This is a genomic window from Nocardia sp. NPDC058658 (genome assembly GCF_042716665.1).
In the GTDB taxonomy this organism is placed as follows: Bacteria; Actinomycetota; Actinomycetes; order Mycobacteriales; family Mycobacteriaceae; genus Nocardia.
On the sequence record NZ_JBHXRR010000015.1, the window covers coordinates 82,322 to 106,905 of the forward strand.

Sequence of the window (24,584 nt, forward strand, 5' to 3'; positions counted from 1 at the left end):
GGCAGGTGAAGTCAGGGTGAGCAAGAGGCAAACGGGTGGACCGGTTGCCTCAGCGACCGACCGCGGCGATCGGCCGGGTGTCGAACGAGGTCCATGCGGCGAGGCAGCGGCGGCGGGTGAGCTCGTCAGCCTCGGCGAGCAGGGCATCGCGGAGCAGACAGGGATCCGCGATCCACTGCTCGGCGATCTCGGCCAGCGCGCGGACACCGAACATGCCGCTCGCTTCCAGCGCCTGCAGCCATTCGGCGTGTGCACCGGTGTAGACCCGGTGCATCACGTCGGTATCGATGCCCGCCTCGGCGAACTCGACGGCCAACAGCCCACCGACCATCTCAGCGCGGTTCCGCGGTTCCTGCATCATCGCCAGTCCTCCCTGCGAAAAACGGTGCGGCGCAACAGCGTCGCGTGATCGATGCGCGACAAACGCACCGTGGAGCAGAACTCGAAACACGCTGGGCCGCGTGGCAATTCAGCCATCGAACACACCCGGTACAGGCATTGTCGCGGATTGGACGGCGTATACACCAACCGGACGCGCCAAATCACAGTCATGCGGAAATTCACTTGTTCGGAAACACATCAGATCTGGTCAAGTGATCACCATGTTCCTGTGCAGGATCGCTCTCGGGCGATGCTTGCGTGAGTGCGTGGTGATCAATTGACCAGGACGAAGTGCCCGCGCGGGCGGGGGTGGGCGGGTTAGCGTGGACGGGTGGACGAGCGCAGCGGTGACCTCGATTCGTTGATTTCGGCGGTGTCGGACGGGGCGGTCGTCATCGACCCCGATCTGCTGGCGGGGTATCGGCAGGATTGGGCGCGCGATCCCGACGCGGGGACGCCCCTAGCTGTGGTGCGGGCGCGCAGTACCGCGGACGTTGCGGCGACCGTGCGCTGGGCGCACGCGCATCGGGTGCCAGTGGTGCCCCGCGGGGCCGGGTCAGGGTTGTCCGGTGGGGCGACCGCGGTGGACGGCGGGATCGTGCTCAGTACCGAGTTGATGCGCGAGATCAGCGTCGACGCCGTGACCCGGATCGCGGTGGTGCAGCCAGGGCTGCTCAATGCCGAGGTGAAGCGGGCCGTCGCGGCCGAGGGGCTGTGGTATCCGCCGGACCCGTCGTCGTTCGAGATCTGCTCGATCGGCGGCAACGCGGCGACCAACGCGGGCGGGCTGTGCTGCGTGAAGTACGGCGTGACCACCGACTACGTGCTCGGCATGGAAGTGGTGCTGGCCGACGGGACCGTGGTGCGTCTCGGTGGACCGCGGCTCAAGGATTCGGCCGGGTTGTCGCTGACGAAACTGTTCGTCGGGAGCGAGGGCACGCTCGGGGTGATCACGGAACTCACGCTGCGACTGTTGCCCGCGCAGCCGCCGCAGTCGACCGTCGTCGCGAGTTTCGGCTCGCTCACCGCCGCGACCGACGCGATCCTGGCGATCACCTCGACCCTGCGCCCCGCGATGCTCGAATTCATGGACACCGTCGCGATCAACGCGGTCGAGGACGAGATGCGCATGGGACTGGACCGCACCGCCGCCGCCCTGCTCGTCGCCCGCTCCGACGCGCCGGGCGAATTCGCCGGGCACGAAGCACAAGTGATGGTGGGCCTGTGCGAGAAGGCCGGAGCCACAGAGGTTTTCCACACCGCCGACGCCACGGAAGGTGAAGCCTTCACCGCCGCACGACGATTCGCGATCCCCGCGGTGGAGAAAATCGGGCCACTGCTGCTCGAAGACGTCGGCGTGCCGCTGCCCCGCCTCGGCGACCTGATCGCCGGTGTCGCCGCCATCGGCGAACGCAACGATGTGCTCGTGTCGGTGATCGCGCACGCGGGCGACGGCAACACCCACCCGCTGATCGTGCACGACCCCACCGACCCCGACAACACCGCCCGCGCCCACCGCGCCTTCGGCGAGATCATGGACCTGGCCATCGCGTTGGGCGGCACCATCACCGGCGAACACGGCGTCGGCCGATTGAAAAAGGCCTGGCTGCCCGACCAGGTCGGCCCCGACGTCATGGCCCTGACCCGCCGCATCAAAGACGCCCTCGACCCCGAAGGCATCCTCAATCCGGGCGCGGTCCTGTAGCCCGACTAGCATCGGTGGATATGACCACCAGGCTCGAGCACAACGTCGACGACACCCGCTACGAGATCTACCACGACGACGTCCTCGCGGGATACGCCGACTACGCCGAACGTGAAGACCCCAAGGTCCGCGACTTCCACCACACCATGACCTTCCCCGAATTCCGGGGCCGCGGCGTGGCGGCCGAGGTCGTGAAATACGGCCTCGACGACTCCCGCGAACACGGCTACCAGGTCATCCCCACCTGCTGGTACGTCGAGAAGTACATCGCCGAGAACCCCGAATACGCCGGACTCGTCCCGTAATTCAGCGGGTCTCCTGCGTCAGTCGGTCGACTGCGATCTGAAAGACGTTGCCCAACACGCCGATTTCGGCAGCCAAACCCTCCTCGGGCATCGGCGGCAGGATCGCCAGCGCCGAGACGACGTATTTGCCGACGCGGGCGACGTAGCGCTGCTGGCCGATCTGGGTCTGCTTCGGAGGCGCGTCGCCGACACGCGTCTCCTGAGTTCCCGCCGTTCGAATCGCAACACTCTCCGCGGCAACGGTTTTCGGCGGATCTATGGCAGTCACCTTCATGCGCAACGTATTGCCGGTCCCGGTGCGCGCCTCGACATCGGCGCACCGCTGCGCGAGCGTGGTCAACTCGGCCACCGCCAGATCGGACTCGACGATCTGCACGAGGAAAACAGCCGGGTTGGTCCCGGAGGTAACCGACTCTTTCGCCCCGGCCCCCACCGGATTCTCGATCAGCGACCGACAACTGTCATCGGTGAACGTGAGCGGCACCGCCGTGCCCGGCTGATCCGCGGAAATACTCTCCGGCTTACTCGGCATCTCATACCCCGCCGGATACTCCACCAGCCGCGGCAACGACTTCAACGCGACAATCGCAGGCCGCTCCTGCGCACACCCCGCACCGGCGAGCACCACCCCAACCAGCACCACCGCACCCCAACCACGCCGCACCGCAGAGACCAACGTCATCCTCGAACCACCTCACGGCCCAGCATCTCCGAGCCACTCGGCCGATCACGCTAGTGGCCCCCGCCCTCCAATTCCGGCCCCTCGCGCCGAGTCATGCCATCTACCAAAGATTCCCGAAATATCGACGTCAGCAGCCCAGTTTCGCCGGGCACAAGTTTCGCCCGGCCCGGAAGGCCGACGCACGGTTCGACCCGAGAACGGGGGCGGTCCCTCGAAGAAGACTTCGAGGGACCGCGAAAACGCGTGGTGCGGTGGGGATCAGCGCAGGATGTTGCGGGCCATGACCAGGCGCTGGATCTGGTTGGTGCCTTCGTAGATCTGGGTGATCTTGGCGTCGCGCATCATGCGCTCGACCGGGAAGTCGGTGGTGTAGCCGGCGCCGCCGAAGAGCTGGACGGCGTTGGTGGTGACCTCCATGGCCACGTCGGAGGCGAAGCACTTGGCGGCGGCGGAGATGAAGCCGAGGTTCTTCTCGCCGCGCTCGGCGCGGGCCGCGGAGGTGTAGACCATCAGGCGGGCGGCCTCGATCTTCATCGCCATGTCGGCCAGCATGAACTCGGTGTTCTGGAAGCTGGCGATGGTCTTGCCGAACTGCTTGCGATCCTTGGTGTAGGCGATCGCGGCGTCGAGCGCACCCTGGGCCAGGCCGACGGCCTGCGCGCCGATGGTGGGGCGGGTGTGGTCGAGGGTCTGCAGGGCGGTCTTGAAACCGGTGCCGGGCTCGCCGACGATGCGGTCGCCGGGGATGCGGCAGTTCTCGAAGTAGAGCTCGGCGGTGGGCGAACCCTTGATGCCCAGCTTGTGCTCGAGCGGGCCCACCACGAAGCCCTCGTCGTCCTTGTGGACCATGAACGAGGAGATGCCGTTGGCGCCCTTGTCGGCGTCGGTCACGGCCATCACGGTGTACCAGGAAGACTTGCCGCCGTTGGTGATCCAGCACTTGGAGCCGTTGAGGATCCAGTCGTCGCCGTCGGCCTTGGCGCGGGTGCGCATGGCGGCGGCGTCGGAGCCGGCCTCACGCTCGGACAGCGCGTAGGAGGCCATCTCGCCGTTGACGATGTCGGCCAGGACCTTGGTCTTGAGCTCTTCGGAACCGTTGAGGATCAGGCCCATGGTGCCGAGCTTGTTCACGGCGGGGATCAGCGAGGAGGAGCCACAGACGCGGGCGACTTCCTCGATCACGATACAAGTGGCGACCGAGTCGGCACCCTGGCCGCCGTAGGCCTCGGGCACGTGCACGGCGTTGAAGCCCGCGGCGTTGAGCGCGGTGAGCGCCTCCTCCGGGAAGCGGGAGTTGCCGTCGACGTCCTTGGCGTAGGGAGCGATTTCCTTCTCGGCGAGGCCGCGAATGGCGCCGCGCAGCTCGTCGTGGAAGTCCTCGAGCTTGAACAGGTCGAAATCGGGGTTACCGGCCATCGGGGGCACACTCCTGGTCGTGGTCGTGATCGCTGCGGTCACAGCGCGTGGTGCGTCGGCACGCAGTGCCAATCTAGTGAGGATTATACGCGCGACACTCTAGCGCTACATGCGGATATGCGGGTGGCACTCAGTGTCACCGCGCTCGGCAGCATGAGCGGCACTCACAGGTTACCGAGGCGAGCGGTGAGTAGATCGGCCACCTTGCGCGGCGGCATGTCGCGCGGGAACACCGCGAGCACCATGTCCTCGGGCTCGACGTGGGCCCGCCTGCCACGCGGGATCATGTCCAGCTCGGTGCGCAGATCGGCCACCGTGGCACCCGACTCACCGCGCACCATTCGGCGCAGCAGATAGTTGTGCGTCGCGGTGACAGCGGCCGTGTACTGCACCCGCGCGAGGTCGGGCACCTCCGGCAGTCGGCCGCGCAGGAACTCGGTGAACAACCGCTCGTACCGGAACACCGTCACGATCTCGCGCTCACGCAACGCAGGCACCCGCCGCACCACCTGATACCGCCGTGCCGCGATATCGCGCCACTGCGTGAACCGCTCGAACACGCCGATCACGGCCTCACAGATCGCCTCCCACGGATCACCCTCGACCCCTTCGAGGAACTCCTGCGCCGAAGCGAGCTGGAACTCGTGATCAGCGAAGATCACATCCTCTTTCGACCGGAACTGCCGAAAGAACGTCCGCCGGGAAATCCCCGCCGCCACCGCGATCTCATCCACCGTCGTCGCCTCGTACCCCCGCTCGGCGAACAACCGCAACGCCTGATCAACCACCGTAAGCCGAAACTGCGCCGCGTCATCATGTGCCACGGGGGTCAACCGTAGTCACCGGTCTTCGGCGCGGATCAGGCAGTCGGCCGCCCTGCGAAGCCGGCGACCAGTTCTGTCATGCCCGCGACGACCTGGTCGGGCGACCCACCGCCCGCGAGACGACGAAGCTGGAGGCCGACCAACGTCGCGACTGCCAGTGGGGCCGCCGATTCGGCATCGGCGACACCGAGGGCGCGCAGGATCGACACCGCGAGGCGGTCGTAGGTGTCGAAGAATTCGGCGGTCGCGGAATGTAGGGCCGGGTGTCTGGCGGCCTGTACGAAGAGTTCGAACCATGCGATGTGGTCGCCGCCGAAGCCTGTGTCGGTGACGATGCCGCCGAGGATTTCACCGGCCTTGGCGAGGTCGAGCTCGCCTGCGGCGGCGCGGTCGGCGAGCTGGGTGAACTTGACGGTTTCGTCGGCGACGAAGGCTGCCATGCCGGCTTCGACCAGGTCACGCTGGGTGGCGAAATGATAGGTGAGCGTGCCCAACGAGATGCCTGCCTCGGTGGCGATCCGCCGATTGGTGACCGCTGCCGCGCCGTCGGTTCCCATGATTCGCACGACCGCTCGGATGATGCGGTCCCGGGTGGGCTCCGATTGTGACATGGGTCTCGCTTCCCTCGGCGACTCGAATCGCGCTATCGTTGTCTCGTTCGTTCGAACGAACGATAGCAGAGGATCGGAACCTTCGATGGCCGTCCAGCCCACCCCCTTTCGCCAAGCGCGCTTTCGGGATCTGCCCGCCCGGCCCGCTCGTTCACATTCGTTCTTCCAGCTACCCGCGATGGACCTGCCGATGGACTCTGCCAGGTACGGGCGGATTCGAATCCGCTACCGCACCAGCGGAACCGGGCCGCCCTTGCTGCTCGTCCACGGGCTGATGACCACGTCCTACTCATGGCGATACGTGATATCCGAACTCGCCGAACACTTTCGGGTCGTGGCGGTCGATCTGCCCGGTTGCGGCGGCAGCGAAGCTCCCCCGGATGCGACGTATCGTTGCGCCGAGATCGGTGATTGGCTGGGCGAGTTCCAGGATGCGCTGGGTATCAAAGGCTGTGCGGTGGTGGGAAATTCGCTCGGCGGTTTGCCCGTGATGCATCGCGCGCTGGACGCCACCGACTCGTTTCGGAAGGTAGTGGTCCTGCATTCGCCACTGTTGCCGGAGGTCAAGCACCGCGCGCTCGCCGCCGTGCTGGCGGTGCCCGGTGTCGCAGCCGGACTCGCGGCGTACATCCGACGACAGCCGTACCGATGGGCGCACCATCGAACGCATTATTTCGACGAGCCAGTGAAGTCGCTGGAAGAGGCGGGCGAGTACGGATCGGCGCTGGCGAGCTCCGCAGGCTCGCGGGCCTTCGTCCGACACCTGCGCGACGGTCTTCGCCCCGCCGACCTCGCCGCCCTCGGACGCAGGCTCGCCGACCTGGCCAGTTTCCCGGTACCGCTGCTCGCCGTCTACGGCACCGAACCCGACCCGATCGTGTCGCCGCGGGTGGCCGACGCGCTCACAGAGCGCCTGCCGTCCGCGCGAATGGTGCGCGTCGACCGCACCTCCCATTTCGTCCAGGTCGACCGGCCCGACGCGGTCGTCACCACCCTCGTCGAGTTCCTGACACCGTGAAAGGACTGTCACCATGAGCTTCACGGTCGACGAATCGACCGATCGGATCCTTGACCTGCAGCACGGGCCGGTGCGCGTGCGACTGGATGGACCATCGAAGAGTCCGCCGTTGCTCCTCATCCACGGCTCACCGTGTTCGCTGGAATGGTTCGCCCAGCTCACCGCGCTGCTGTGCGACACCTATCGCATTGTGCGAATCGACCTGCGTGGACACGGCGCAACCGGCGGGCGGGAACGGCTCGGGCGCATGGACCAGGTCGCGATGGTCACCGAGGTGCTCGATCACCTCGGAATCGCCGAAATCTCCGCGGTGGCACATTCTTTCAGCACCCGACATCCCCATCGATTTGGCTACGGCCGCTCAACGAGCGCCCGCATTCGCCATCAGACCAGGTTCGAAACAGGGATTCGCCCCGGGGTTCCGGTTCGATTCGATACCCGGCTTCGCCGAAATTGCCGTGCGCGACTTCCGCGCCTTCACCCCGTCGATAGGCAGGTTCGCACTCGTCGACCGCGCGCGGGAGCTGGCCGCCGACCCACTCGACGCACGGATCAACGCCTCGACGTGCCCCTAATGGCAATACACGGCCGCCGAGAACAGATGTACGCCTGTGCACCGTCGATCGCGCGCTACTCCGCCGCAGGCGCACGCACCGCCATCATCGAAAACGCAGGCCATTCCCCACACGTGGAGGTGCCGGAAGCCGTCGCCGTCATCCCGCGGGATTTTCCTCGACTGATCCAGCCGGATAAGTTTCGCTTGCTTCGAATATTTCGTACACTGCGAATAGCTGTTCAGTCGGTGTCGGAACGTCACGGCTTACCGAGAAGGAGGCAACGATGTCAGGGATCCAATCGGCCAAACGCACCGAACCCGGTGCGATCGATGCGGCCGTCGCCGACCGAGCGATGCGGCGGATCAAGGACTACCTCATGCGCCACCCGGACGAGGAGATCATTCCGGTCACCGGAGAGATCGGTAGTGACGAGGCGCTGGCACTGCCGCGGGAAGCTGTCAGCCTGCTGGCGTTCATCTTGGCGCAGGCGGCAGAGGGCCGCGGCGTTTCGGTGGTCCCCTCACATGCGGAGATGACCACGCAGCAGGCCGCCGACATGTTGAACGTCTCGCGGCCGTATCTGGTGGGACTGCTGGAGAACGACGAGATCCCCTATCGCCTCGTCGGCAGGCACCGCCGGGTCCGATTCGATGACCTCAAGGTGTACGCCCAGCGCAGCGAGGCCACCAGCCGCGCGGCCGCAGATGAGTTGACCCGCCTTGGGCAGGAACTCAACCTCTGATGGCATTCATCGTGGTCTATGACGCGAATGTCCTGTATGGCAACGCAGTTCGCGATCTATTCATCCGCTTGGCTCGCGCAAAAGTTGTCCGGGCCCAATGGACGGACCGGATCCTCGACGAGGCGCTGGGTAGCCTCGCCGCCAAGCGGCCCGACATCGCTGCCGAGAAGATCGCACAATTGCGGCAGATGATCATCACTGCGGTTCCCGACTGCCGGATCCTGACGACCGCCATGTACTTGCCGCCGCGATCAGAGCAGGCGCTCAGATAATCGTGACGTCCAACCTGAAAGACTTTCCCGACGAGTACATCGCGGGCTGGAACATCGCAGCGAAGAGTCCGGATGATTTCTTGCTGGACCTCATCGACCTCGACGATCGAGTTGTCTGGGGCTGCGTCCAGGAGATCGCGTATTCCAGACGAAATCCGCCAGAGACTGCCGAGGACGTGCTCGACGAACTCGAACGCGCAGGGTTGGTCGAGGCCGTGGCAGCTCTACGTGAAGGACGTCGTGGTGCTTGACTTCTGATGCGCCCCGCTCGTCGGCTCGCGACGGGGCGACATAATCTCAGCCCAGGAGTCTGTTGCGGAGAGCTTCGTCTTTGGCGAGGACCATTTGTTCGAGGCCGGCCTGGAACTGTTCCATGCGGGTGCGGAGGGATTCGTCGGTGGTGGCGAGGATTCGGGTGGCGAGGAGGCCTGCGTTGCGGGCGCCGCCGATGGAGACGGTGGCTACGGGGACGCCTGCGGGCATTTGGACGATGGAGAGGAGGGAGTCCATGCCGTCGAGGTATTTGAGGGGGACGGGGACGCCGATTACGGGGAGGGGGGTGGCGGAGGCGACCATGCCGGGGAGGTGGGCGGCGCCGCCTGCGCCGGCGATGATGACTTTGAGGCCGCGGTCTGCTGCTTCGCGGGCGTAGTCGAGCATGCGCTGGGGGGTGCGGTGGGCGGAGACGACGCCGACCTCGAAGCGGATGCCGAATTCGGCGAGGGCTTCTGCGGCGGCTTCCATGGTCGGCCAGTCGGAGTCGCTGCCCATGATGAGGCCGACCTGAGGTCCGTTGGTGCTCACGTGAGTTCCTTAGGGTTGTCGGGTGTGACGGGTGACGCGGCAGTTTCGCACCCGAGGGGCTCTACTGGGCGCCCGCTCGAAACCTGTTGCGGGCGAAGGGATCTCACTCTCCGTGCGGGTCCCAGCCGTCGGTCCAGACGGCGTGCGACATCCAGTGGGCCGCACGCTCGGCCTTTTCGCGGACCGTGACGACGTCGTCGCCGAGGATGTTGATGTGGCCGATCTTGCGGTCGGGGCGCTCGCCCTTGCCGTAGAGGTGGACCTTGGCTTCGGGCAGGCGGGCGAACAGGTGGTGCAGGCGTTCGTCCATCGACATCTCGGGGGCCTCGGCGGCACCGAGAATGTTCGACATCACGGTCACCGGGGCGAGGGGGCTGGTGTCGCCGAGCGGGTAGTCCAGGACCGCGCGCAGGTGCTGTTCGAACTGGCCGGTGCGGGCACCGTCCATGCCCCAGTGGCCCGAGTTGTGCGGGCGCATCGCGAGCTCGTTCACCAGGAGTTCGCCGTCGTTGGTTTCGAACAACTCGACGGCCATGACACCCACCACACCGAGACCCGCGGCCAGTTCCAGCGCCATGGTCTCGGCGCGGGCGGCCACGTCCTCGTCGAGGTCCTGGGCGGGGGCGATCACGACGGCGCACTGGCCGTTGCGCTGCACGGTCTCCACCACGGGCCAGGTCGCGGCCTGTCCGAAGGGCGAACGCGCGACCATCGCCGACAGCTCACGCTTCAGCGAGACCTTCGACTCGGCCAGCAACTGCACCCCGTGCGCGAGCTGGTCGGTCACGAGCTGAGTGGCCTCGGCGGCATCCGCGGGCATCCACACGCCGCGACCGTCGTAACCGCCGCGCACCGCCTTCAACACGAACGGCCAGCCGTGCTCGTCACCGAAGGCGACGGCGTCGGCGACAGCGGTGACCTCGACGAACGCCGGAACCGGCAGACCCAGCGCGGACAGCTTGTTGCGCATGGCCAGCTTGTCCTGGGCGAAGATCAGCGCCTGCGGCGGCGGGGCCACGTTCACACCCTCGGCGGCCAGCACCTCGAGGTGCTCGGTCGGCACATGCTCGTGGTCGAAGGTCAGCGCGTGCGAGCCGTGGGCGGCCTTGCGCAGCGCCGACAGGTCGTCGTGGCTGCCGAACACGACATCGGGGGTGACCTGGGCGGCCGGGTCGTCGGGCCGCTCGGCGAGCACCCGTAGACGCTGGCCGAGGGCGATCGCGGCCTGGTGCGTCATGCGCGCGAGCTGGCCCCCACCGACCATCGTGACGGTGGGCATGGCTGACGGATCGAATGAACGTGCACTCACGTCGGACAATGTTGTCATGTCGAAAGCGAATGTTTGCGACCGGTACACTCAGAACTCGTGTCAATCGTCGACGACGTGGTCAACGTCCTACCCCCGCGCATGCGTGCGACTGCGATCAAGCATAAAGAGCTGATCAAGTTCGCCATTGTCGGAGCGACCACGTTCGTCATCGACAGCGGCCTGTTCTACCTCCTGAAATGGACGATCCTTTCGGAGAAGCCGATCACCGCCAAGATCATCTCCGGCGTGGTCGCGGTGATCGCGTCCTACGTTCTCAACCGGGAATGGTCGTTCAAGAACCGGGGCGGGCGGGAAAAGCATCACGAGGCGCTGCTGTTCTTCGGGGTGAGCGGGGTCGGGGTGGTCCTGGCCAATATCCCGCTCTGGATCTCGATCTACGTGCTCGATCTGCGGCAGCCGCATGTGAGCTTCCTGGTCGAGAACCTGGCCGACTTCTTCAGCGCGTTCATCATCGGCAACCTGCTGCAGATGGCGTTCCGGTTCTGGGCGATGCGGCGCTGGGTGTTCCCCGACGAGATGGACGAGATCGTCGAGGACTTCGAGGACCTGGTCGAAGAGGGCCACCGCAGCTGAGCCACCGCAGCTGACTCAGCGCGGCTCGGTCAACGTCGCGTTCTGCGGGCGGTTGGGTTTGGAGCCGAGGAACACCGCGAACAGGGCAGGCCGCCGACGTTGCAGTTCGAGCCGACCACCATCGGCCTCCACCAGGGCGCGGGCCAGCGCGAGACCGACACCGGTCGACCCGCCCGCCGAGAACCCCCGATCGAAGATGTGCGGTGCCAGCTCATCGCGCACCCCCTCCCCCTCGTCGGAGACCTCCACACAGATCAGCGGGTCGCGCGAACTCATCGTCGGAACCGTGCGAACCGAGACCGTGCAGGTGCCGCCGCCGTGCATCAGGGCATTGTCGACCAGCACCGCGACCGCTTCACGCAGTCGCGAACCGCTGATCGGGGCCTGTAGGGATTCGTCGCCGAGCAGGAGCAGTTCACGCCCGGCCTCGTGGAACGGGTGGGTCCACTCGGTGACCACACCGCGCAGTTCCGCCATCACCGGGAGCGGATCGCGGTCGGTGGCGTCTTCGTCGCGGGAGGCGCGGACCAGGTCGTCGATGGCCTCGGTGAGTCGGTCGACCTGCGCCATCGCCTCCTCTGCCTCGTGCACCACCTCGGGATCGGCGTGGGTGGACAACTCGTCCAGGCGTAGGCGAACGGCGGTCAGGCGGCTGCGTAGCTGGTGGGAAACGTCGGCTACCAGCGCGTGCTCGCGTTGCAGGCGGCCCGCGATCTCCACCGTCGCCGAATCGAGGACGTCGGAGACCCGGTCGAGTTCGGCGATGCCGTGGCGGCGCGGATCGGGTCGGAAGTCGCCCATCGCCAGCCGGGCGGCCCTGGCGGCCACATCGCGCAAGGGGTCGGCGACGCGGCGCGCGGTCACCACGGCGACCGAGAAGGCCGCACCGAGCGAGGCGAGCACGGCCAATGCCACCGCGGCCACCGCCTGCTCCTGGCGCGAATGCATCGGCCCGGCAGGCACCTCGAGTCGCAGCGAACCGGAGGTGCCCATCGACAGCGATTCGACCAGCGGGTCGGTGACCTCGTCTGCGCCGATATCGGTGCGCGCGGCATTGTCGTGTGGGGCCGGGTAGACGATCGTGAGCTTGCCGCCCTCCGGGACCAGCGCGCTCATGGCCCGCACGTCGAGACCGTTGGGGACGGTGCCGTCGTCGCCTTCCTGGGCGATCACCTCGGTCGAGATCCGTTCGAGGCGACTCTGTAGGTCGTTGCGGGTGATGTCCTCGACCCACAGCCAGGCGGTGTAGATCAGCGGCACGCCGAGCACCACCGTGGTGATGGTCAACACGGTGAGGATCGAACGCAGGATGCGGCGGCGCACCCGTCAGCCTCGGTGCGAGGTGGGTCCGTCGGTGTTGAGCCGGAACCCGACACCGCGCACGGTGACGATCCGGCGCTCCGCCATCGGGCCCTCGTCGCCGATCTTGCGACGCAACCAGGACATGTGCATGTCGAGGGTCTTGGAACCGCGCAGATCCGCGTCGCCCCAGACTTCGCGCAGGATGGTCTCGCGCGCCACCACCTGACCGGCCCGGTCGATGAGCACTTTGAGCAGCTCGTACTCCTTGTTGGCCAGGTTCACCTCGGCGCCGTTCACCAGCACGCGGCGCGCGGCGGGTTCGAGCCGGATCGCGCCGACCTCCACCGCGTCGTCACCGATTCCGCTGCGCCGCAACAGGGCTCGCACGCGGGCGAGGAGTTCGGCCAGCCGGAACGGTTTGCCGACGTAGTCGTCGGCGCCCGCGTCGAGGCCGACGACGAAGTCGACCTCGTCGGTGCGGGCGGTGAGCATGAGCACGGCCAGATCAGCGCCGCTCGCGCGCACCTGGCGACACACTTCGAGCCCGTCCATGCCGGGCAGGCCGAGGTCGAGGATGAGCAGGTCGTGGTTGCCCTCGAGGGCGCGGCGCAACACCGCGGGGCCGAAGCGTTCGACGGTGACGGTGTAGCCCTCACGCCCCAGTGCGCGCGAGAGGGGTGCGGCGATCGCCTCGTCGTCTTCAGCCAGCAGTACTGCGGTCATCTGCACAGGTTAGAGGTTTCCGGCCAGGGTCACCGGTAGCCGCCGCCCCAGTGCTGTTCGTTGGCGGAACGGCCCGCCTCGAACACCTGGTGGTAGAGCAGCGAGTGGACCTGCTGCACCTGCGGCACGTCATCGTATTCGAGCGGCTCCTCCGAGGAGGATCCGATGATCAACGTGCCGGTGCCGAGCACGCGGTCCCAGAGTCCGTGGCGGAACTGCACACTGGAGATGCGGCTGAGCGGGATGTCGATGCCGGTGTGGGTGAGCACGCCCTGACGCACCAGCACCCGTCGCCCGGTGACGATGAAATGCGTGGACTTCCAGGCGATCACCCGCGCGACGACCCGCCAGGCGATCAGCCCCGCCCAGATCAGACCGATCAGCAGCAGCAGCACCGTACGCACGCTGCCGGTGGTGTTGCGGTAGGCCAGCCCGCCGAGGAAGCCGGCGAGCGCGGTGACCGCGATGAGAAAGACGATGGGCCACACCAGCATTTTCCAATGCGGGTGGCGGTGCAGGATCAACTGCTCGTCGGGCGCGAGGACATCCTCCGGGTAACCCATGCCCCGAACAGTACCGCGATGGCACACCGCATTTCTCGATGCCACGACCGAGGCGATACTGTGGATTACACGCTAGATGCCAGGTTTTGCCCATATCTGCTTGCTCGACACCGACAGTGGAGGCACGCGTGACCAAAGATCTGACTCAGCTCGAAATCCTCACGGCCCTCGAACCTGTGGCCGAACAGAACCTCAACCGGCACCTTTCCATCGCCAAGGACTGGAATCCGCACGATTACGTGCCGTGGGAGGAAGGCCGCAATTTCGCCGCGATGGGCGGAACCGATTGGGAGCCTTCGCAATCGAGGCTCACCGATGTCGCCAAGGCGGCGATGATCACCAATCTGCTCACCGAGGACAATCTCCCGTCCTACCACCGCGAGATCGCCGAGAACTTCTCCCTCGACGGCGCGTGGGGAACCTGGGTCGGCCGCTGGACCGCCGAGGAGAACCGCCACGGCATCGTGATCCGCGACTACCTCGTGGTGACCCGCGGCGTCGACCCGGTGGCCCTCGAAGAAGCGCGGATGGTCCACATGACCCAGGGTGCGCACGCGCCGGCGAACTGGGGTGGATTCCTGGTCAACGTCGCGTATGTGACATTCCAGGAGTTGGCCACCCGGGTGAGCCACCGCAACACCGGACGCGTGTGTGACGACGCCGTCGCCGACAAGATGCTGGCGCGCGTGGCCACCGACGAGAACCTGCACATGATCTTCTACCGCAACCTGTGCGCGGCGGCGCTCGACCTCGCCCCCGATCAGGCGATGCCCGCGATCACCAAGGTGCTCACCAACTTCCAGATGCCGGGCGCGGGCATGCCCAACTGGCGGCGCAACGGCGTACTGATGGCCAAGCACGGCATCTACGACCTGCGCCAGCACCTCGACGAGGTGGTGCGACCGGTGCTCAAGCAGTGGAACATCTTCGAGCGCAATGACTTCGGTGCGCGTGGCGAAGCGGCGCGCGATGAGCTCGCCCTGTTCATCGACAAGCTGGAGAAGGACGTGCTGCGCTTCGAGGAACAGCGCGATCGGCTGCTGGCGCGCGAGCGCGAGGTGGCCGAGCGTGCGACCGCGGGTGCGGCCGCACGCTGATCTGCGCCGGGGACGGGTCCGAGACGGGCCCGTCCTCAGTACTGTCCGCGCAGGTGGGAGACGTCGCCCGCGGACACCGCCCGCTCGCCGATGAGCAGCCGTCCGGTGTCGTCGACGCCGGACGCCAGCCCGGTGAGCACCGTCCCGCCGGGCAGTTCGGCGCGCACCTCGATCCCGATGGTGGCGCACCGCTCGCGGTATTCGGCCACCAGATCGGTGGTGTCCCAGCCCGACCGCTCCCACGCGGTGAAGCGGCGGGCGAATTCGGTGAGGATCGCCGCGACCAGGGCGGTGCGGTCGATGGTGGAAGCTCCGGCCAGTGACAGCGAAGTCGCATGGGCGACAGGCAGTTCCGACTCGTCGAGGTCGACGTTCATACCGATGCCCACCACCACAGCGGGCGCGATCCCGGTCTGGGCGACCTCGGCCAGAATGCCCGCCAGCTTGCGGCCGTCGAGCAGCACATCGTTGGGCCACTTCAGTTCCGGGGAGACCCCGGCCGTGCCACGCAGCGCGTCGATCACGGCGATGCCGGTGAGCAACGGCAACCAACCGAGCGCGGTGGGATCGATGCCGGGCAGGCGCACCAGCATCGACAGCGAGATCTGCGCGCGGGGCGGACTCACCCAGGCGCGGGCATGCCGACCGCGACCGCTCACCTGTTCCTCGGCGAGCAAGGCTTGACGGTCGACGGCGGGGTCGGCAGCGCGGGCGACGAGATCGGCGTTGGTAGATCCGGTCGACTCGACCACATCTATCCGGTCGAAGAACGACACTCCCGTCGAGCTGCGCAGACGCTGAACATCCAAGGGTGCCCGGTTCATTCTCGGGAGGTTACTGGAGTGTTCTGTTAATGGTCACGACCATACCTAGCTGGGGTTTCTCTACTGACCGGTAAGCGAGACTGCCGTAGTGCGTAACGGTGTCACTCGTTACACTCGCAACCCATGACGAGTGTCCAGCAGCAGCCCGCATCGGAATCGGCGGGCACCCCCGATATCCACACCACCGCCGGGAAGCTGGCTGATCTGCGGAATCGGCTGGAAGAAGCGCAACAACCGATGGGTGAGACCGCGGTCGACAAGGTGCACGCCAAGGGCAAGATGACCGCGCGTGAGCGCATCCTGGCCCTGGTCGACGAAGGCTCCTTCGTCGAACTCGATGCCCTCGCCAAGCACCGCAGCGTGAACTTCGGCCTGGAGAGCAACCGCCCGCTCGGCGACGGCGTCGTCACCGGCTACGGCACCATCGACGGCCGCGACGTCTGCATCTTCTCCCAGGACGTCACCGTGTTCGGTGGCTCCCTCGGCGAGGTCTACGGCGAGAAGATCGTCAAGGTCATGGACCTGGCGATCAAGACCGGCCGTCCGCTGGTCGGCATCAACGAAGGCGCGGGCGCGCGGATCCAGGAAGGCGTCGTCTCCCTCGGGCTCTACGGCGAGATCTTCCACCGCAACGTGCAGGCCTCCGGCGTGATCCCGCAGATCTCGCTGATCATGGGCGCCGCCGCGGGTGGTCACGTGTACTCCCCCGCGCTCACCGACTTCGTGGTGATGGTCGATCAGACCTCGCAGATGTTCGTCACCGGGCCCGACGTGATCAAGACCGTCACCGGTGAAGAGGTCTCGATGGAGGACCTCGGCGGCGCGCACACCCACATGGTGAAGTCCGGCGTGGCCCACTACGTGGCCTCCGGCGAGCAGGACGCCCTCGACTACGTCAAGGACCTGCTCAGCTACCTGCCGAGCAACAACCGCGCCGAGTCGCCGCGCCACGCGCCCACCGACCCGATCGACGGTGCGATCGAAGACGCCCTCACCGCCGAGGACATCGAGCTCGACACGATCATCCCGGACTCGCCGAACCAGCCCTATGACATGCACGAGGTCATTCGCCGTCTGCTCGACGACGACGAGTTCCTCGAGGTCCAGGCCGAGCGCGCGATGAACATCATCTGCGGCTTCGGTCGCGTGGACGGGCGCAGCGTCGGCATCGTCGCCAACCAGCCGACCCAGTTCGCAGGCTGCCTCGACATCGACGCCTCGGAGAAGGCCGCGCGCTTCGTGCGCACCTGCGACGCCTTCAACGTCCCGATCATCACCCTGGTCGACGTGCCCGGCTTCCTGCCCGGCACCGGCCAGGAATACAACGGCATCATCCGCCGTGGCGCGAAGCTGCTCTACGCCTACGGTGAGGCCACTGTGGGAAAGATCACCATCATCACTCGCAAGGCCTATGGCGGCGCCTACGACGTCATGGGTTCCAAGCACATGGGCGCCGATGTGAACCTGGCGTGGCCGACCGCGCAGATCGCCGTGATGGGCGCCTCGGGCGCCGTCGGATTCGTCTACCGCAAGCAGCTGGCCGAGGCCGCCCGCAACGGTGACGATGTCGATGCCCTGCGCCTCGAGCTGCAGAACGAGTACGAGGACACTCTGGTGAACCCCTACGTCGCCGCCGAGCGCGGCTACGTCGACGCGGTCATCCCGCCCTCGCACACGCGTGGCCAGATCGTGTCGGCGCTGCGGCTGCTCGAGCGGAAGATGGTGACCTTGCCGCCGAAGAAACACGGCAACATTCCGCTCTGAAAACGCGATATTCCCGAAGACCCGCGCACACTGATTGTGGGAAGCAACTATTGATCGGCGCGGTGACACCGGGAATGATCGCGGCAACCGCGCTGTGAAGCGACGTAAGTGCAGGAAGGATCTGGCACTGTGACAACTGTGGCAGAAGAAGACGTGTTGACAGTCGCCGAGCTCGAGCTCGTCGTCGAACCACTCGTCGAAGAGGCGCAACTGACGGTGGACGCGGTGGTCGAGGCCCCCGTCGACGCCGCGGGCGAGCCGCTGTTCCGCATTCTCAAGGGTTCGCCCACCGATCAGGACATCGCGGCACTGGTCGCCGTCCTGAGCGCGGCGGCCGCCAACGCGCCCGCCGGTGGCTCCAACGGACCGGCCGACGCCTGGGGTGCGCAGACGTTGATGCATCGGGGCACGAACCCGTTCTCGCCGTACGTGTACCCGATGCTGTCGCACCTGCGTTGACCTCGACCAGACTCGTTCTGGCATCGGCGTCACCCGCACGACTCGGGATTCTGCGCACCGCGGGCATCGATCCCGTGGTGCGGGTCTCGGGCGTGGACGAGGACGCGGTGTCGGCGGCACTGCCCGTCGGCACCTCCTCGCATGATGTCGTCGTCGCCCTGGCTCGCGCCAAGGCGGCCGACGTCGCCGCGTCGATTCCCGAACTCAGCGATGACTGTGTCGTCGTCGGCTGCGATTCGATGCTGCTCGTCGACGGGCAGTTGCAAGGCAAACCGCACACCCCAGAGGTGGCGCGGGAGCGCTGGGCCACAATGGCGGGCCGCAGCGCGGACCTGATCACCGGGCACTGCGTGCTGCGGTTACGCGACGGTGCGATCGTCGCCGAATCGGCCGAATGCAGCAGTACCACCGTGCATTTCGCGAAGCCGACGCCGGACGAGCTGGATACCTATATCGCCTCGGGCGAGCCGTTGAAGGTCGCGGGCGCGTTCACGTTGGACGGCCTCGGCGGCTGGTTCGTCGACCGGATCGAGGGCGACCCGTCCAGCGTCATCGGGATCGGTCTACCGCTGTTGCGCCGACTGCTCGAAGACGTCGGCGTCGGTGTCACGCAGCTGTGGCGGGACCCGAGGGACTGACGGCGCGATCACGTGCTGCTCCCCCGGCTCCTTGGCCGGGGTCCGATCGGGCGCGGTCATGGTCAGATCCAGGCGAGCTGTGCACAGTTCGGGTTCGACGAACGGATGCAGCTGCACGTCCACCCGGCCACGAGCACCGTTGCGTTCGAGCACCTCCCGCATGAGCCCCATGTGCACTCCGCACACCACTTCGGCGTGTGAGCGGGCGAGTTCGCGCAGCGGGCAGGCGGTGAGGTTGATCTGGACGTGCTCCGGCGTCTCACCGGCCGGTTCCTTCTCGGGCGCGAACCCGAGTTCCGACATCAACGACATAGTGATGTCTCTGGCATCGGCGAGGGTTTCCACCGGCTGGGCGCCGATGTCCATCCGCGCACCCCACGCGCGGCCCGCGGCCATGGCGGCGGCGGATCGGGCGATCGGATCGGGGCCGAGATGGTCGGCGAGCACCTGCGCGAGTTCCTGGTACCCCACCGAGCGCTGCACCGCGCGATAGCCGATGCGTGGGCGTCCGCGGCCGCGCGGCGGTTGCTGGAACTGGCGAACGAGCGATTCGCGGGTGAGGACATCGAGGTGGAATCGGACGGTGGTGACGTGCTGTCCGGTGATGCGGGCCAGTTCCTGGGCATCGAGGGGCTCGGTGGCGCCACGTAGGATCGCGAGCAGTCGCCGTCGCGGCCAAGAATCGGACATAGCTCACCCCTCCTCTCCAGAGACTTTATCGGACATCCGTGCGCTTTATTCGCCCATTGTGTCGATTCGTGATGTGCCACCACACACTTACCATCGGGAGCGACCACACAGTGTTCGCACCCACCCAACTCGCGTGAAGGACCACACCGTGCCCGTCGCCCCGGATCCGCACCCCGCCTTCGGTTCCTACGCAGTCCCGCAACGATTGGTAACCACAGAATGGCTGTCCGCAAACATCGGCGTGCGTGGTTTACGAATCATTGAGTCCAACGATGACATCCTGCTCTACGACATCGGCCATGTCCCGGGCGCGGTCAAGATCGACTGGCGTGGCGATCTGAGCGACCCGGTGACCCGCGATTATGTCGACGGCAAGCGCTTCACCGAACTGATGCGCGCCAAGGGTATCGAGCGCGACGACACCGTGGTGATCTATGGCGATCGCGGCAATGCCCAAGCCGCGCACACCGCCTGGATCTTCACGCTGTTCGGGCACGAGGACGTGCGCCTGCTCGACGGCGGCCGCGACGCCTGGATCTCCGAGGAACGCGATACCACTTTCGACCAGCCCGTCCCCACGCCCAGCGACTATCCCGAGGTCGTGCGCGACGACTCGACCGCGCGCGCGTTCCGCGAGGCGGTGCTCGGTAGGCTCGGCAAGCCCTTGGTCGATGTGCGTTCGGCGCGGGAGTACTCGGGTGAGGAACTCGCTCAGGAGTACGCGGCCCTGCGCGGCGGCCACGTGCCCACCGCGCTGAACATCCCGTGGACCGCGGCCGCCACCAACGACGGCCGTTTCCGCTCGCGCGCCGATCTGGACGAGGTCTACGGCGCGCTGCCCGCCGAGGACCTGGTCGTGTACAGCCGGGTAGGCGAGCGTTCCAGCCACACCTGGTTCGTCCTGACATTTCTGCTCGGCCGCAGGTCGGTACGTAATTACGACGGATCGTGGATCGAATGGGGCAACTCGGTGCGCGTGCCGATAGTCACCGGCACCGAACCCGGTGCCGCGAATCAGATCATTTGAAACATGTTCACATCACCCGACGCCGCGTAGTGTGACCTGCGACCTACTGCACAGTAGGGCTAGCCGAGTTCGAGCAGGGTTGGCACACTGCCTACACTCGCCCGAGACGAAAGTTGTCGATACCGGGCACGGGGCCTAACCGGCGACCCGTTCCCCGACGCGACCAAAGATTGCACAACAGGAGGCTCAGTGCCCAGCCATGCCAGCGCACGGATCACGAAGGTACTCGTAGCTAACCGCGGCGAGATCGCGGTTCGCGTGATCCGGGCTGCCAAGGACGCGGGAATCACCAGCGTCGCGGTGTACGCAGAGCCCGATGCCGACGCTCCCTTCGTGAAGCTCGCCGACGAGGCGTTCGCCCTCGGCGGTCAGACCTCTGCCGAGTCGTACCTCGTGTTCGACAAGATCCTCGACGCCGCGGCCAAGTCCGGCGCCGACGCGATCCACCCCGGTTACGGTTTCCTCTCCGAGAACGCCGACTTCGCCCAGGCCGTGATCGACGCCGGGCTGATCTGGATCGGCCCTTCGCCGCAGTCCATCCGCGACCTCGGTGACAAGGTCACCGCGCGCCACATCGCCGAGAAGGCGAAGGCGCCGATGGCCGCCGGTACCAAGGACCCGGTCAAGAACGCCGACGAGGTCGTCGCGTTCGCCAAGGAATACGGCGTTCCCGTGGCCATCAAGGCCGCTTTCGGTGGCGGTGGGCGCGGCATGAAGGTCGCCCACACCATCGAGGAGATCCCCGAGCTGTTCGAGTCGGCGACCCGTGAGGCCATCGCCGCCTTCGGTCGCGGCGAGTGCTTCGTCGAGCAGTACCTGGACAAGGCCCGTCACGTCGAGGCCCAGGTCATCGCCGACCAGCACGGCAACGTCGTTGTCGCCGGTACCCGCGACTGCTCGCTGCAGCGTCGCTTCCAGAAGCTGGTCGAGGAGGCGCCCGCGCCGTTCCTGTCCGACAGCGTCCGCGCCGCCATCCACGATTCGGCCAAGCGCATCTGCCGCGAGGCGGGCTACTACGGTGCGGGCACCGTGGAGTACCTGGTGCAGGGCGAGACCGTGTCGTTCCTCGAGGTGAACACCCGCCTGCAGGTGGAGCACCCGGTCACCGAGGAGACCGCGGGTATCGACCTGGTGCGTCAGCAGTTCGCGATCGCCAACGGCGACGAGCTGACCATCAAGGAAGATCCCACTCCGCGTGGGCACTCGTTCGAGTTCCGGATCAACGGTGAGGACGCCGGTCGCGGCTTCCTGCCCGCGCCCGGCCCGGTCACCGTCTACCGCGAGCCCTCGGGTCCCGGTGTGCGCGTCGACTCCGGTGTGGTGCAGGGCAGTGTCATCGGCGGTCAGTTCGACTCGATGCTGGCCAAGCTGATCGTCACCGGCGAGAACCGTGAGCAGGCGCTGCAGCGTGCGCGCCGCGCGCTCGCCGAGTTCGACGTCGAGGGCCTGGCGACGGTCATCCCGTTCCACCGTGCGGTCATCGAGGATCCGGCGTTCATCGGTGACGGCGAGAAGTTCGACGTCTACACCAAGTGGATCGAGAACGAGTGGAACAACACCGTCGAGCCGTACACGGCTGCGGGCGCTGCCGACGACGATGACGACGATCTGCCCCGGCAGAAGGTTGTCGTCGAGGTCGGTGGGCGTCGCGTCGAGGTGTCGCTGCCCGGTCAGTTCACCCTCGGCGGCGGTGCGGCCGGTTCTGCCGGTAACGGTGTGATCCGCAAGAAGCCGAAGGCGCGCAAGCGTGGTGGCGCCGGTGCCGGTGCGGCCTCCGGTGACGCGGTCACCGCGCCGATGCAGGGCACTGTCGTGAAGGTCGCGGTCGAAGAGGGCCAGGCCGTCGAGGCGGGCGATCTGATCGTGGTGCTCGAGGCCATGAAGATGGAGAACCCGGTCAACGCGCACAAGGCCGGTGTCGTCACCGGGCTGTCGGTCGCGGCCGGTGCCGCGATCACCCAGGGCACCGTCCTGGCGGAGATCAAGTAGGCTCCCCCGCCTCCCCGCGACTTTTGCCGGTCGTGTGGCCCGAGCTCGTTAGCGACCGGGCCGCCTGAAAGGTCTATGGTTGCGGGCTGGACGTGCCCGGTGAGTTACCCATGTACCACCGAGATCAGTTGGTACGTGAGTGAACGGAGACTGAAGACCCGCTGCCTCAGGCAGCGGGTCTTTTGCTTTCAGGTTTATCGTTATCGGGTGACCACCACTGCGAACACCGATCCGGACCCGCTCGTTACGCCCGGTTCGGCGACGGTGGCCGAGGTCATCCAGGGCCGCCGCGACGCCGGTCATCGCGCTGACGGCAATCGCCTCGCGCTGGTGATCGAGGGCGGTGGCAGTCGCGGGGTGTACTCCAGCGGCATGGTCCAGGCGCTCGAGGAACTGGGTCTGGCGAAGGTGTTCGACGCCGTGTATGGGACGTCGGCCGGGGCGATCAACGGCGCCTGGTTGCTGTGCGGGCGCGCGGCGACCGGGATGCGCTCGTGGACCGATCCGGCGATCATGCGCCGCGTGGTCGACCCGGTGCGCATCCTGCGCGGCCGACCGGTCTTCGATCTGCACTATCTCGTGAATCGCGTGTACGACGGCATCGAGCCGATGGATTTTCCCGCTATCCTGGCCAACCCCACCACTTTTCACCCGATCGCGACCGACATCCGCACCGGGGAGTCGGTGGACCTCGGGCCCTACATCACCGATAAACAGTCCCTGATGACGGCGCTGCGGGCCTCGGCGGGCCTTCCCCTGCTGGCAGGACCGCCGGTCACCCTCGGCGGCGGCAGTTACTTCGACGGCGGCCTCACCGAAACCGTCCCGATTCGCACCGCCGTGACCGCGGGCATCACCCACGCGCTGGTTCTGCGCACCCGCCGCACCGACGAATTCCGCCCGCCCGCTTCGCTGTTGCACCGCGTGGTCGGCGGCGGCTACATGCGTGCCATCGCGCCCGGTGCCTTCCGTGCCTGGACCAAGCGGCCGGGTCAGCAGGCGATGGAAGACAGCTACCTGGCCGGTCTCGGCGATCAGGTTCTGCAGGTTCACCCGCCCGCCGGTTCCCCCGCGATCGACAGCGCGGCCCGCGACACCGACCTGCTCACCCGCGCCCTCGACATCGGCCGCACAGCGGTCCACTCGGTCCTCGGCGGCGGCACTCTTCGCACGGCCTGACCGATTCCTTACCCGGAGTTCACGAACTGGGATGCCGACGCGGCGCCTGCGCTTTTGTGTGTGCCATCTGAGCATTGTTTGATACACGTTGCGCGACATAGCGTTTCAATCATGAACAAGCGAGTTCGCGGGAACTTGTCAGTGCGGTCGATCTTGGTTGCCGCCCTCGCGGCGCTACCCATGATCACCCTCGCGCCGGTCTCGGCCCAGCCGCCGACCACCTGCGGCGACGGGTGGGAGTCGTCGGAGGTTGTCTCCGGCCTCGGCGTCCTGGAGAACCTCGAACCCGATGGTGCGGGTGGGTTCTATCTGGCAGGCCTCGAGCGCGGCGTGATCTACCACGTCGACGCCGAGCGCAGGGTGACCACTGTCGCGTCCGGGATCGACTCGCCTGCGGGCATACGACTGGTCGGCGACACGCTGTACTTCATCTCCGGCGACAGCCCAGAAGCCAACCTGCTGAATCTGCCGACCGGCGCGCTCAACCGGCTCGACCTCACCACCGGCACGGTCGAGGTGCTGGTCGACGGCCTCACCGCCCCCAACGGCCTGCTCCTGCTCCCCGACGGCGACCTGCTGTTCAGCTGGGCTGTCGTCGTCGGCCCCGGCACCGGGGTCTCTCGATACAGCCCGGCGACGGGGACCTACACGCCGAATTGGGCGCCCGTGCCCAGCTCCAACGGTCTGTCACTGACCCCCGACCGCACCGCCGTGTATGTGAGCAACTCGACGACCGGCAGTTTCTACCGCGTCCCCCTCGATGCTCCCGGCGAATACACGACCTTGCCCGGCGGCTTCGGCGCGATCATCGAGGCCCCCGACGACCTCCAGGCAACCGCAACCGACCAGATCTACGTCGCCGTCAATTTCTCCGGCAAGGTTTCACGGTACGACCCGGCCTCGGGGAAGACCTGTGATCTCAGCACCGGCATGTACACGGTGAACATCCCGCCCGGCCCGACCTCGGTGCGCATCGCTCCCGACGGCGACCGGCTCGCACTGTACGTCACCGCGTCGACCGGGTCGCTGTATCGTCTGCGTCCGCCGAGCGGCGTCGATCTGACTCCGGCCTGACAGCGCCGTTGCGCGGTCGGCCGCGACGATCCGGG

General features: G+C 66.9%; 27 protein-coding genes and 1 pseudogene. 16 read left to right on the forward strand and 12 right to left on the reverse strand.

Translation table 11 applies throughout. The features are described 5' to 3' along the window. Positions 1 to 49: 49 nt before the first annotated feature. A complete protein-coding gene (locus ACFWUP_RS20835) occupies positions 50 to 361 on the reverse strand; it encodes a hypothetical protein (RefSeq protein ID WP_379236669.1) in 312 nt (103 codons plus the stop codon). Positions 362 to 712: 351 nt separating this feature from the next. Between ACFWUP_RS20835 and ACFWUP_RS20840 the strand changes: the two genes are divergently transcribed. Together ACFWUP_RS20840 and ACFWUP_RS20845 are read left to right on the forward strand one after the other, a co-directional pair. Next, entirely contained in the window at positions 713 to 2,086 is a 1,374-nt protein-coding gene (locus tag ACFWUP_RS20840; protein ID WP_379236670.1) for an FAD-binding oxidoreductase, read from the forward strand. Between the two features lie 20 nt (positions 2,087 to 2,106). After that, a complete protein-coding gene (locus ACFWUP_RS20845; RefSeq protein WP_379236671.1) occupies positions 2,107 to 2,391 on the forward strand; it encodes a GNAT family N-acetyltransferase in 285 nt (94 codons plus the stop codon). Between the two features lies 1 nt (position 2,392). Here the strand turns inward: ACFWUP_RS20845 and ACFWUP_RS20850 are convergent, their stop codons facing one another. The 4 genes from ACFWUP_RS20850 to ACFWUP_RS20865 form a co-directional block, all read right to left on the reverse strand. Then, the gene (locus ACFWUP_RS20850) at positions 2,393 to 3,019 is read right to left on the reverse strand and encodes a hypothetical protein (protein WP_379236673.1); all 627 of its coding nucleotides are present in this window, start codon (positions 3,017 to 3,019) and stop codon (positions 2,393 to 2,395) included. A gap of 312 nt (positions 3,020 to 3,331) precedes the next feature. After that, positions 3,332 to 4,489 (reverse strand): acyl-CoA dehydrogenase, encoded by a 1,158-nt coding sequence (locus ACFWUP_RS20855; RefSeq protein ID WP_379236675.1) that lies wholly within the window; start codon positions 4,487 to 4,489, stop codon positions 3,332 to 3,334. 164 nt (positions 4,490 to 4,653) lie between these two features. Next, positions 4,654 to 5,313 carry a TetR family transcriptional regulator gene (locus tag ACFWUP_RS20860; RefSeq protein WP_379236677.1) on the reverse strand — a complete coding sequence of 220 codons (660 nt, stop codon included), beginning with the start codon at positions 5,311 to 5,313 and terminating at the stop codon, positions 4,654 to 4,656. Positions 5,314 to 5,348: 35 nt separating this feature from the next. Next, positions 5,349 to 5,924, reverse strand: a complete 576-nt coding sequence (locus ACFWUP_RS20865) for a TetR/AcrR family transcriptional regulator (RefSeq protein WP_379236679.1) — start codon at positions 5,922 to 5,924, stop codon at positions 5,349 to 5,351. 85 nt (positions 5,925 to 6,009) lie between these two features. Here ACFWUP_RS20865 and ACFWUP_RS20870 point away from each other — a divergent pair, with 85 nt between their 5' ends. The 5 genes and pseudogenes from ACFWUP_RS20870 to ACFWUP_RS20890 all read left to right on the forward strand — a co-directional run bounded on the left by ACFWUP_RS20870 (position 6,010) and on the right by ACFWUP_RS20890 (position 8,764). Then, the gene (locus ACFWUP_RS20870) at positions 6,010 to 6,942 is read left to right on the forward strand and encodes an alpha/beta fold hydrolase (RefSeq protein WP_379236681.1); all 933 of its coding nucleotides are present in this window, start codon (positions 6,010 to 6,012) and stop codon (positions 6,940 to 6,942) included. 13 nt (positions 6,943 to 6,955) lie between these two features. After that, positions 6,956 to 7,642, forward strand: a pseudogene (locus ACFWUP_RS20875) (alpha/beta fold hydrolase); the annotation flags it as partial. A 140-nt stretch (positions 7,643 to 7,782) separates the two neighbouring features. Continuing rightward, positions 7,783 to 8,241: an excisionase family DNA-binding protein gene (locus tag ACFWUP_RS20880; RefSeq protein ID WP_379236683.1), complete on the forward strand. Its 459-nt coding sequence runs from the start codon at positions 7,783 to 7,785 to the stop codon at positions 8,239 to 8,241. Next, a complete protein-coding gene (locus ACFWUP_RS20885) occupies positions 8,241 to 8,513 on the forward strand; it encodes a hypothetical protein (protein ID WP_379236685.1) in 273 nt (90 codons plus the stop codon). Before ACFWUP_RS20880 ends, ACFWUP_RS20885 begins: the two co-directional genes overlap by 1 nt. Continuing rightward, the gene (locus ACFWUP_RS20890; RefSeq protein ID WP_379236772.1) at positions 8,453 to 8,764 is read left to right on the forward strand and encodes a hypothetical protein; all 312 of its coding nucleotides are present in this window, start codon (positions 8,453 to 8,455) and stop codon (positions 8,762 to 8,764) included. The genes ACFWUP_RS20885 and ACFWUP_RS20890 overlap by 61 nt, the downstream gene beginning before the upstream one ends. Before the next feature lie 46 nt (positions 8,765 to 8,810). On the opposite strand, the gene purE is transcribed toward ACFWUP_RS20890, so the two are convergent. Together purE and ACFWUP_RS20900 are read right to left on the reverse strand one after the other, a co-directional pair. Further along, positions 8,811 to 9,317, reverse strand: a complete 507-nt coding sequence (gene purE, locus ACFWUP_RS20895) for a 5-(carboxyamino)imidazole ribonucleotide mutase (protein ID WP_379236687.1) — start codon at positions 9,315 to 9,317, stop codon at positions 8,811 to 8,813. Between the two features lie 103 nt (positions 9,318 to 9,420). After that, complete coding sequence (locus ACFWUP_RS20900; protein ID WP_379236689.1) at positions 9,421 to 10,644, reverse strand: 5-(carboxyamino)imidazole ribonucleotide synthase; 1,224 nt, start codon at positions 10,642 to 10,644, stop codon at positions 9,421 to 9,423. Between the two features lie 39 nt (positions 10,645 to 10,683). Here ACFWUP_RS20900 and ACFWUP_RS20905 point away from each other — a divergent pair, with 39 nt between their 5' ends. Continuing rightward, on the forward strand, positions 10,684 to 11,220 hold the full coding sequence (locus ACFWUP_RS20905) for a GtrA family protein (RefSeq protein ID WP_379236691.1): 537 nt from the start codon (positions 10,684 to 10,686) through the stop codon (positions 11,218 to 11,220). A gap of 15 nt (positions 11,221 to 11,235) precedes the next feature. On the opposite strand, the gene ACFWUP_RS20910 is transcribed toward ACFWUP_RS20905, so the two are convergent. Genes ACFWUP_RS20910 through ACFWUP_RS20920 form a run of 3 tightly spaced genes read right to left on the reverse strand, consistent with a single transcriptional unit; the run spans position 11,236 to position 13,808 of the window. Beyond that, complete coding sequence (locus tag ACFWUP_RS20910; RefSeq protein WP_379236693.1) at positions 11,236 to 12,543, reverse strand: sensor histidine kinase; 1,308 nt, start codon at positions 12,541 to 12,543, stop codon at positions 11,236 to 11,238. A 3-nt stretch (positions 12,544 to 12,546) separates the two neighbouring features. Further along, a complete protein-coding gene (locus ACFWUP_RS20915) occupies positions 12,547 to 13,245 on the reverse strand; it encodes a response regulator transcription factor (RefSeq protein ID WP_056818039.1) in 699 nt (232 codons plus the stop codon). A 29-nt stretch (positions 13,246 to 13,274) separates the two neighbouring features. Beyond that, entirely contained in the window at positions 13,275 to 13,808 is a 534-nt protein-coding gene (locus ACFWUP_RS20920; protein WP_379236695.1) for a PH domain-containing protein, read from the reverse strand. 128 nt (positions 13,809 to 13,936) lie between these two features. Here ACFWUP_RS20920 and ACFWUP_RS20925 point away from each other — a divergent pair, with 128 nt between their 5' ends. Then, positions 13,937 to 14,905 (forward strand): acyl-ACP desaturase, encoded by a 969-nt coding sequence (locus tag ACFWUP_RS20925; protein WP_379236697.1) that lies wholly within the window; start codon positions 13,937 to 13,939, stop codon positions 14,903 to 14,905. A gap of 35 nt (positions 14,906 to 14,940) precedes the next feature. Here ACFWUP_RS20925 and ACFWUP_RS20930 read toward each other — a convergent pair whose 3' ends face one another. After that, entirely contained in the window at positions 14,941 to 15,729 is a 789-nt protein-coding gene (locus tag ACFWUP_RS20930) for a biotin--[acetyl-CoA-carboxylase] ligase (RefSeq protein ID WP_379236699.1), read from the reverse strand. Positions 15,730 to 15,852: 123 nt separating this feature from the next. On the opposite strand from ACFWUP_RS20930, the gene ACFWUP_RS20935 reads away from it, so the two are divergent. The 3 genes from ACFWUP_RS20935 (at position 15,853) to ACFWUP_RS20945 (ending at position 18,590) form a co-directional block, all read left to right on the forward strand. Beyond that, entirely contained in the window at positions 15,853 to 17,493 is a 1,641-nt protein-coding gene (locus tag ACFWUP_RS20935; RefSeq protein WP_379236701.1) for an acyl-CoA carboxylase subunit beta, read from the forward strand. A gap of 129 nt (positions 17,494 to 17,622) precedes the next feature. After that, complete coding sequence (locus tag ACFWUP_RS20940; RefSeq protein ID WP_379236703.1) at positions 17,623 to 17,952, forward strand: acyl-CoA carboxylase epsilon subunit; 330 nt, start codon at positions 17,623 to 17,625, stop codon at positions 17,950 to 17,952. Further along, positions 17,949 to 18,590, forward strand: coding sequence for a Maf family protein (locus ACFWUP_RS20945; RefSeq protein ID WP_379236705.1), 642 nt, complete (start codon positions 17,949 to 17,951; stop codon positions 18,588 to 18,590). The genes ACFWUP_RS20940 and ACFWUP_RS20945 overlap by 4 nt, the downstream gene beginning before the upstream one ends. On the opposite strand, the gene ACFWUP_RS20950 is transcribed toward ACFWUP_RS20945, so the two are convergent. Further along, positions 18,516 to 19,280 carry a helix-turn-helix transcriptional regulator gene (locus ACFWUP_RS20950; RefSeq protein WP_379236707.1) on the reverse strand — a complete coding sequence of 255 codons (765 nt, stop codon included), beginning with the start codon at positions 19,278 to 19,280 and terminating at the stop codon, positions 18,516 to 18,518. The genes ACFWUP_RS20945 and ACFWUP_RS20950 overlap by 75 nt on opposite strands. 148 nt (positions 19,281 to 19,428) lie before the next feature. Between ACFWUP_RS20950 and ACFWUP_RS20955 the strand changes: the two genes are divergently transcribed. The 4 genes from ACFWUP_RS20955 to ACFWUP_RS20970 all read left to right on the forward strand — a co-directional run bounded on the left by ACFWUP_RS20955 (position 19,429) and on the right by ACFWUP_RS20970 (position 24,549). Then, a complete protein-coding gene (locus ACFWUP_RS20955; protein ID WP_379236773.1) occupies positions 19,429 to 20,307 on the forward strand; it encodes a sulfurtransferase in 879 nt (292 codons plus the stop codon). A 189-nt stretch (positions 20,308 to 20,496) separates the two neighbouring features. Then, on the forward strand, positions 20,497 to 22,296 hold the full coding sequence (locus tag ACFWUP_RS20960) for an acetyl/propionyl/methylcrotonyl-CoA carboxylase subunit alpha (RefSeq protein WP_379236709.1): 1,800 nt from the start codon (positions 20,497 to 20,499) through the stop codon (positions 22,294 to 22,296). A 207-nt stretch (positions 22,297 to 22,503) separates the two neighbouring features. After that, a complete protein-coding gene (locus ACFWUP_RS20965) occupies positions 22,504 to 23,475 on the forward strand; it encodes a patatin family protein (protein WP_379236711.1) in 972 nt (323 codons plus the stop codon). A gap of 111 nt (positions 23,476 to 23,586) precedes the next feature. Then, positions 23,587 to 24,549, forward strand: a complete 963-nt coding sequence (locus ACFWUP_RS20970) for an SMP-30/gluconolactonase/LRE family protein (RefSeq protein WP_379236713.1) — start codon at positions 23,587 to 23,589, stop codon at positions 24,547 to 24,549. Positions 24,550 to 24,584: the final 35 nt, after the last annotated feature.

Coding starts and splice junctions, on each gene's coding strand:
- ACFWUP_RS20880 (WP_379236683.1), top strand. CDS start 7,783: ATGTCAGGGATCCAATCGGCCAAACGCACCGAACCCGGTGCGATCGAT.
- ACFWUP_RS20970 (WP_379236713.1), top strand. CDS start 23,587: ATGAACAAGCGAGTTCGCGGGAACTTGTCAGTGCGGTCGATCTTGGTT.
- ACFWUP_RS20950 (WP_379236707.1), bottom strand. CDS start 19,280: ATGTCCGATTCTTGGCCGCGACGGCGACTGCTCGCGATCCTACGTGGC.
- ACFWUP_RS20885 (WP_379236685.1), top strand. CDS start 8,241: ATGGCATTCATCGTGGTCTATGACGCGAATGTCCTGTATGGCAACGCA.
- ACFWUP_RS20870 (WP_379236681.1), top strand. CDS start 6,010: ATGGCCGTCCAGCCCACCCCCTTTCGCCAAGCGCGCTTTCGGGATCTG.
- ACFWUP_RS20845 (WP_379236671.1), top strand. CDS start 2,107: ATGACCACCAGGCTCGAGCACAACGTCGACGACACCCGCTACGAGATC.
- ACFWUP_RS20855 (WP_379236675.1), bottom strand. CDS start 4,489: ATGGCCGGTAACCCCGATTTCGACCTGTTCAAGCTCGAGGACTTCCAC.
- ACFWUP_RS20900 (WP_379236689.1), bottom strand. CDS start 10,644: ATGACAACATTGTCCGACGTGAGTGCACGTTCATTCGATCCGTCAGCC.
- ACFWUP_RS20930 (WP_379236699.1), bottom strand. CDS start 15,729: ATGAACCGGGCACCCTTGGATGTTCAGCGTCTGCGCAGCTCGACGGGA.
- ACFWUP_RS20865 (WP_379236679.1), bottom strand. CDS start 5,924: ATGTCACAATCGGAGCCCACCCGGGACCGCATCATCCGAGCGGTCGTG.
- ACFWUP_RS20935 (WP_379236701.1), top strand. CDS start 15,853: ATGACGAGTGTCCAGCAGCAGCCCGCATCGGAATCGGCGGGCACCCCC.
- ACFWUP_RS20835 (WP_379236669.1), bottom strand. CDS start 361: ATGATGCAGGAACCGCGGAACCGCGCTGAGATGGTCGGTGGGCTGTTG.
- ACFWUP_RS20915 (WP_056818039.1), bottom strand. CDS start 13,245: ATGACCGCAGTACTGCTGGCTGAAGACGACGAGGCGATCGCCGCACCC.
- ACFWUP_RS20920 (WP_379236695.1), bottom strand. CDS start 13,808: ATGGGTTACCCGGAGGATGTCCTCGCGCCCGACGAGCAGTTGATCCTG.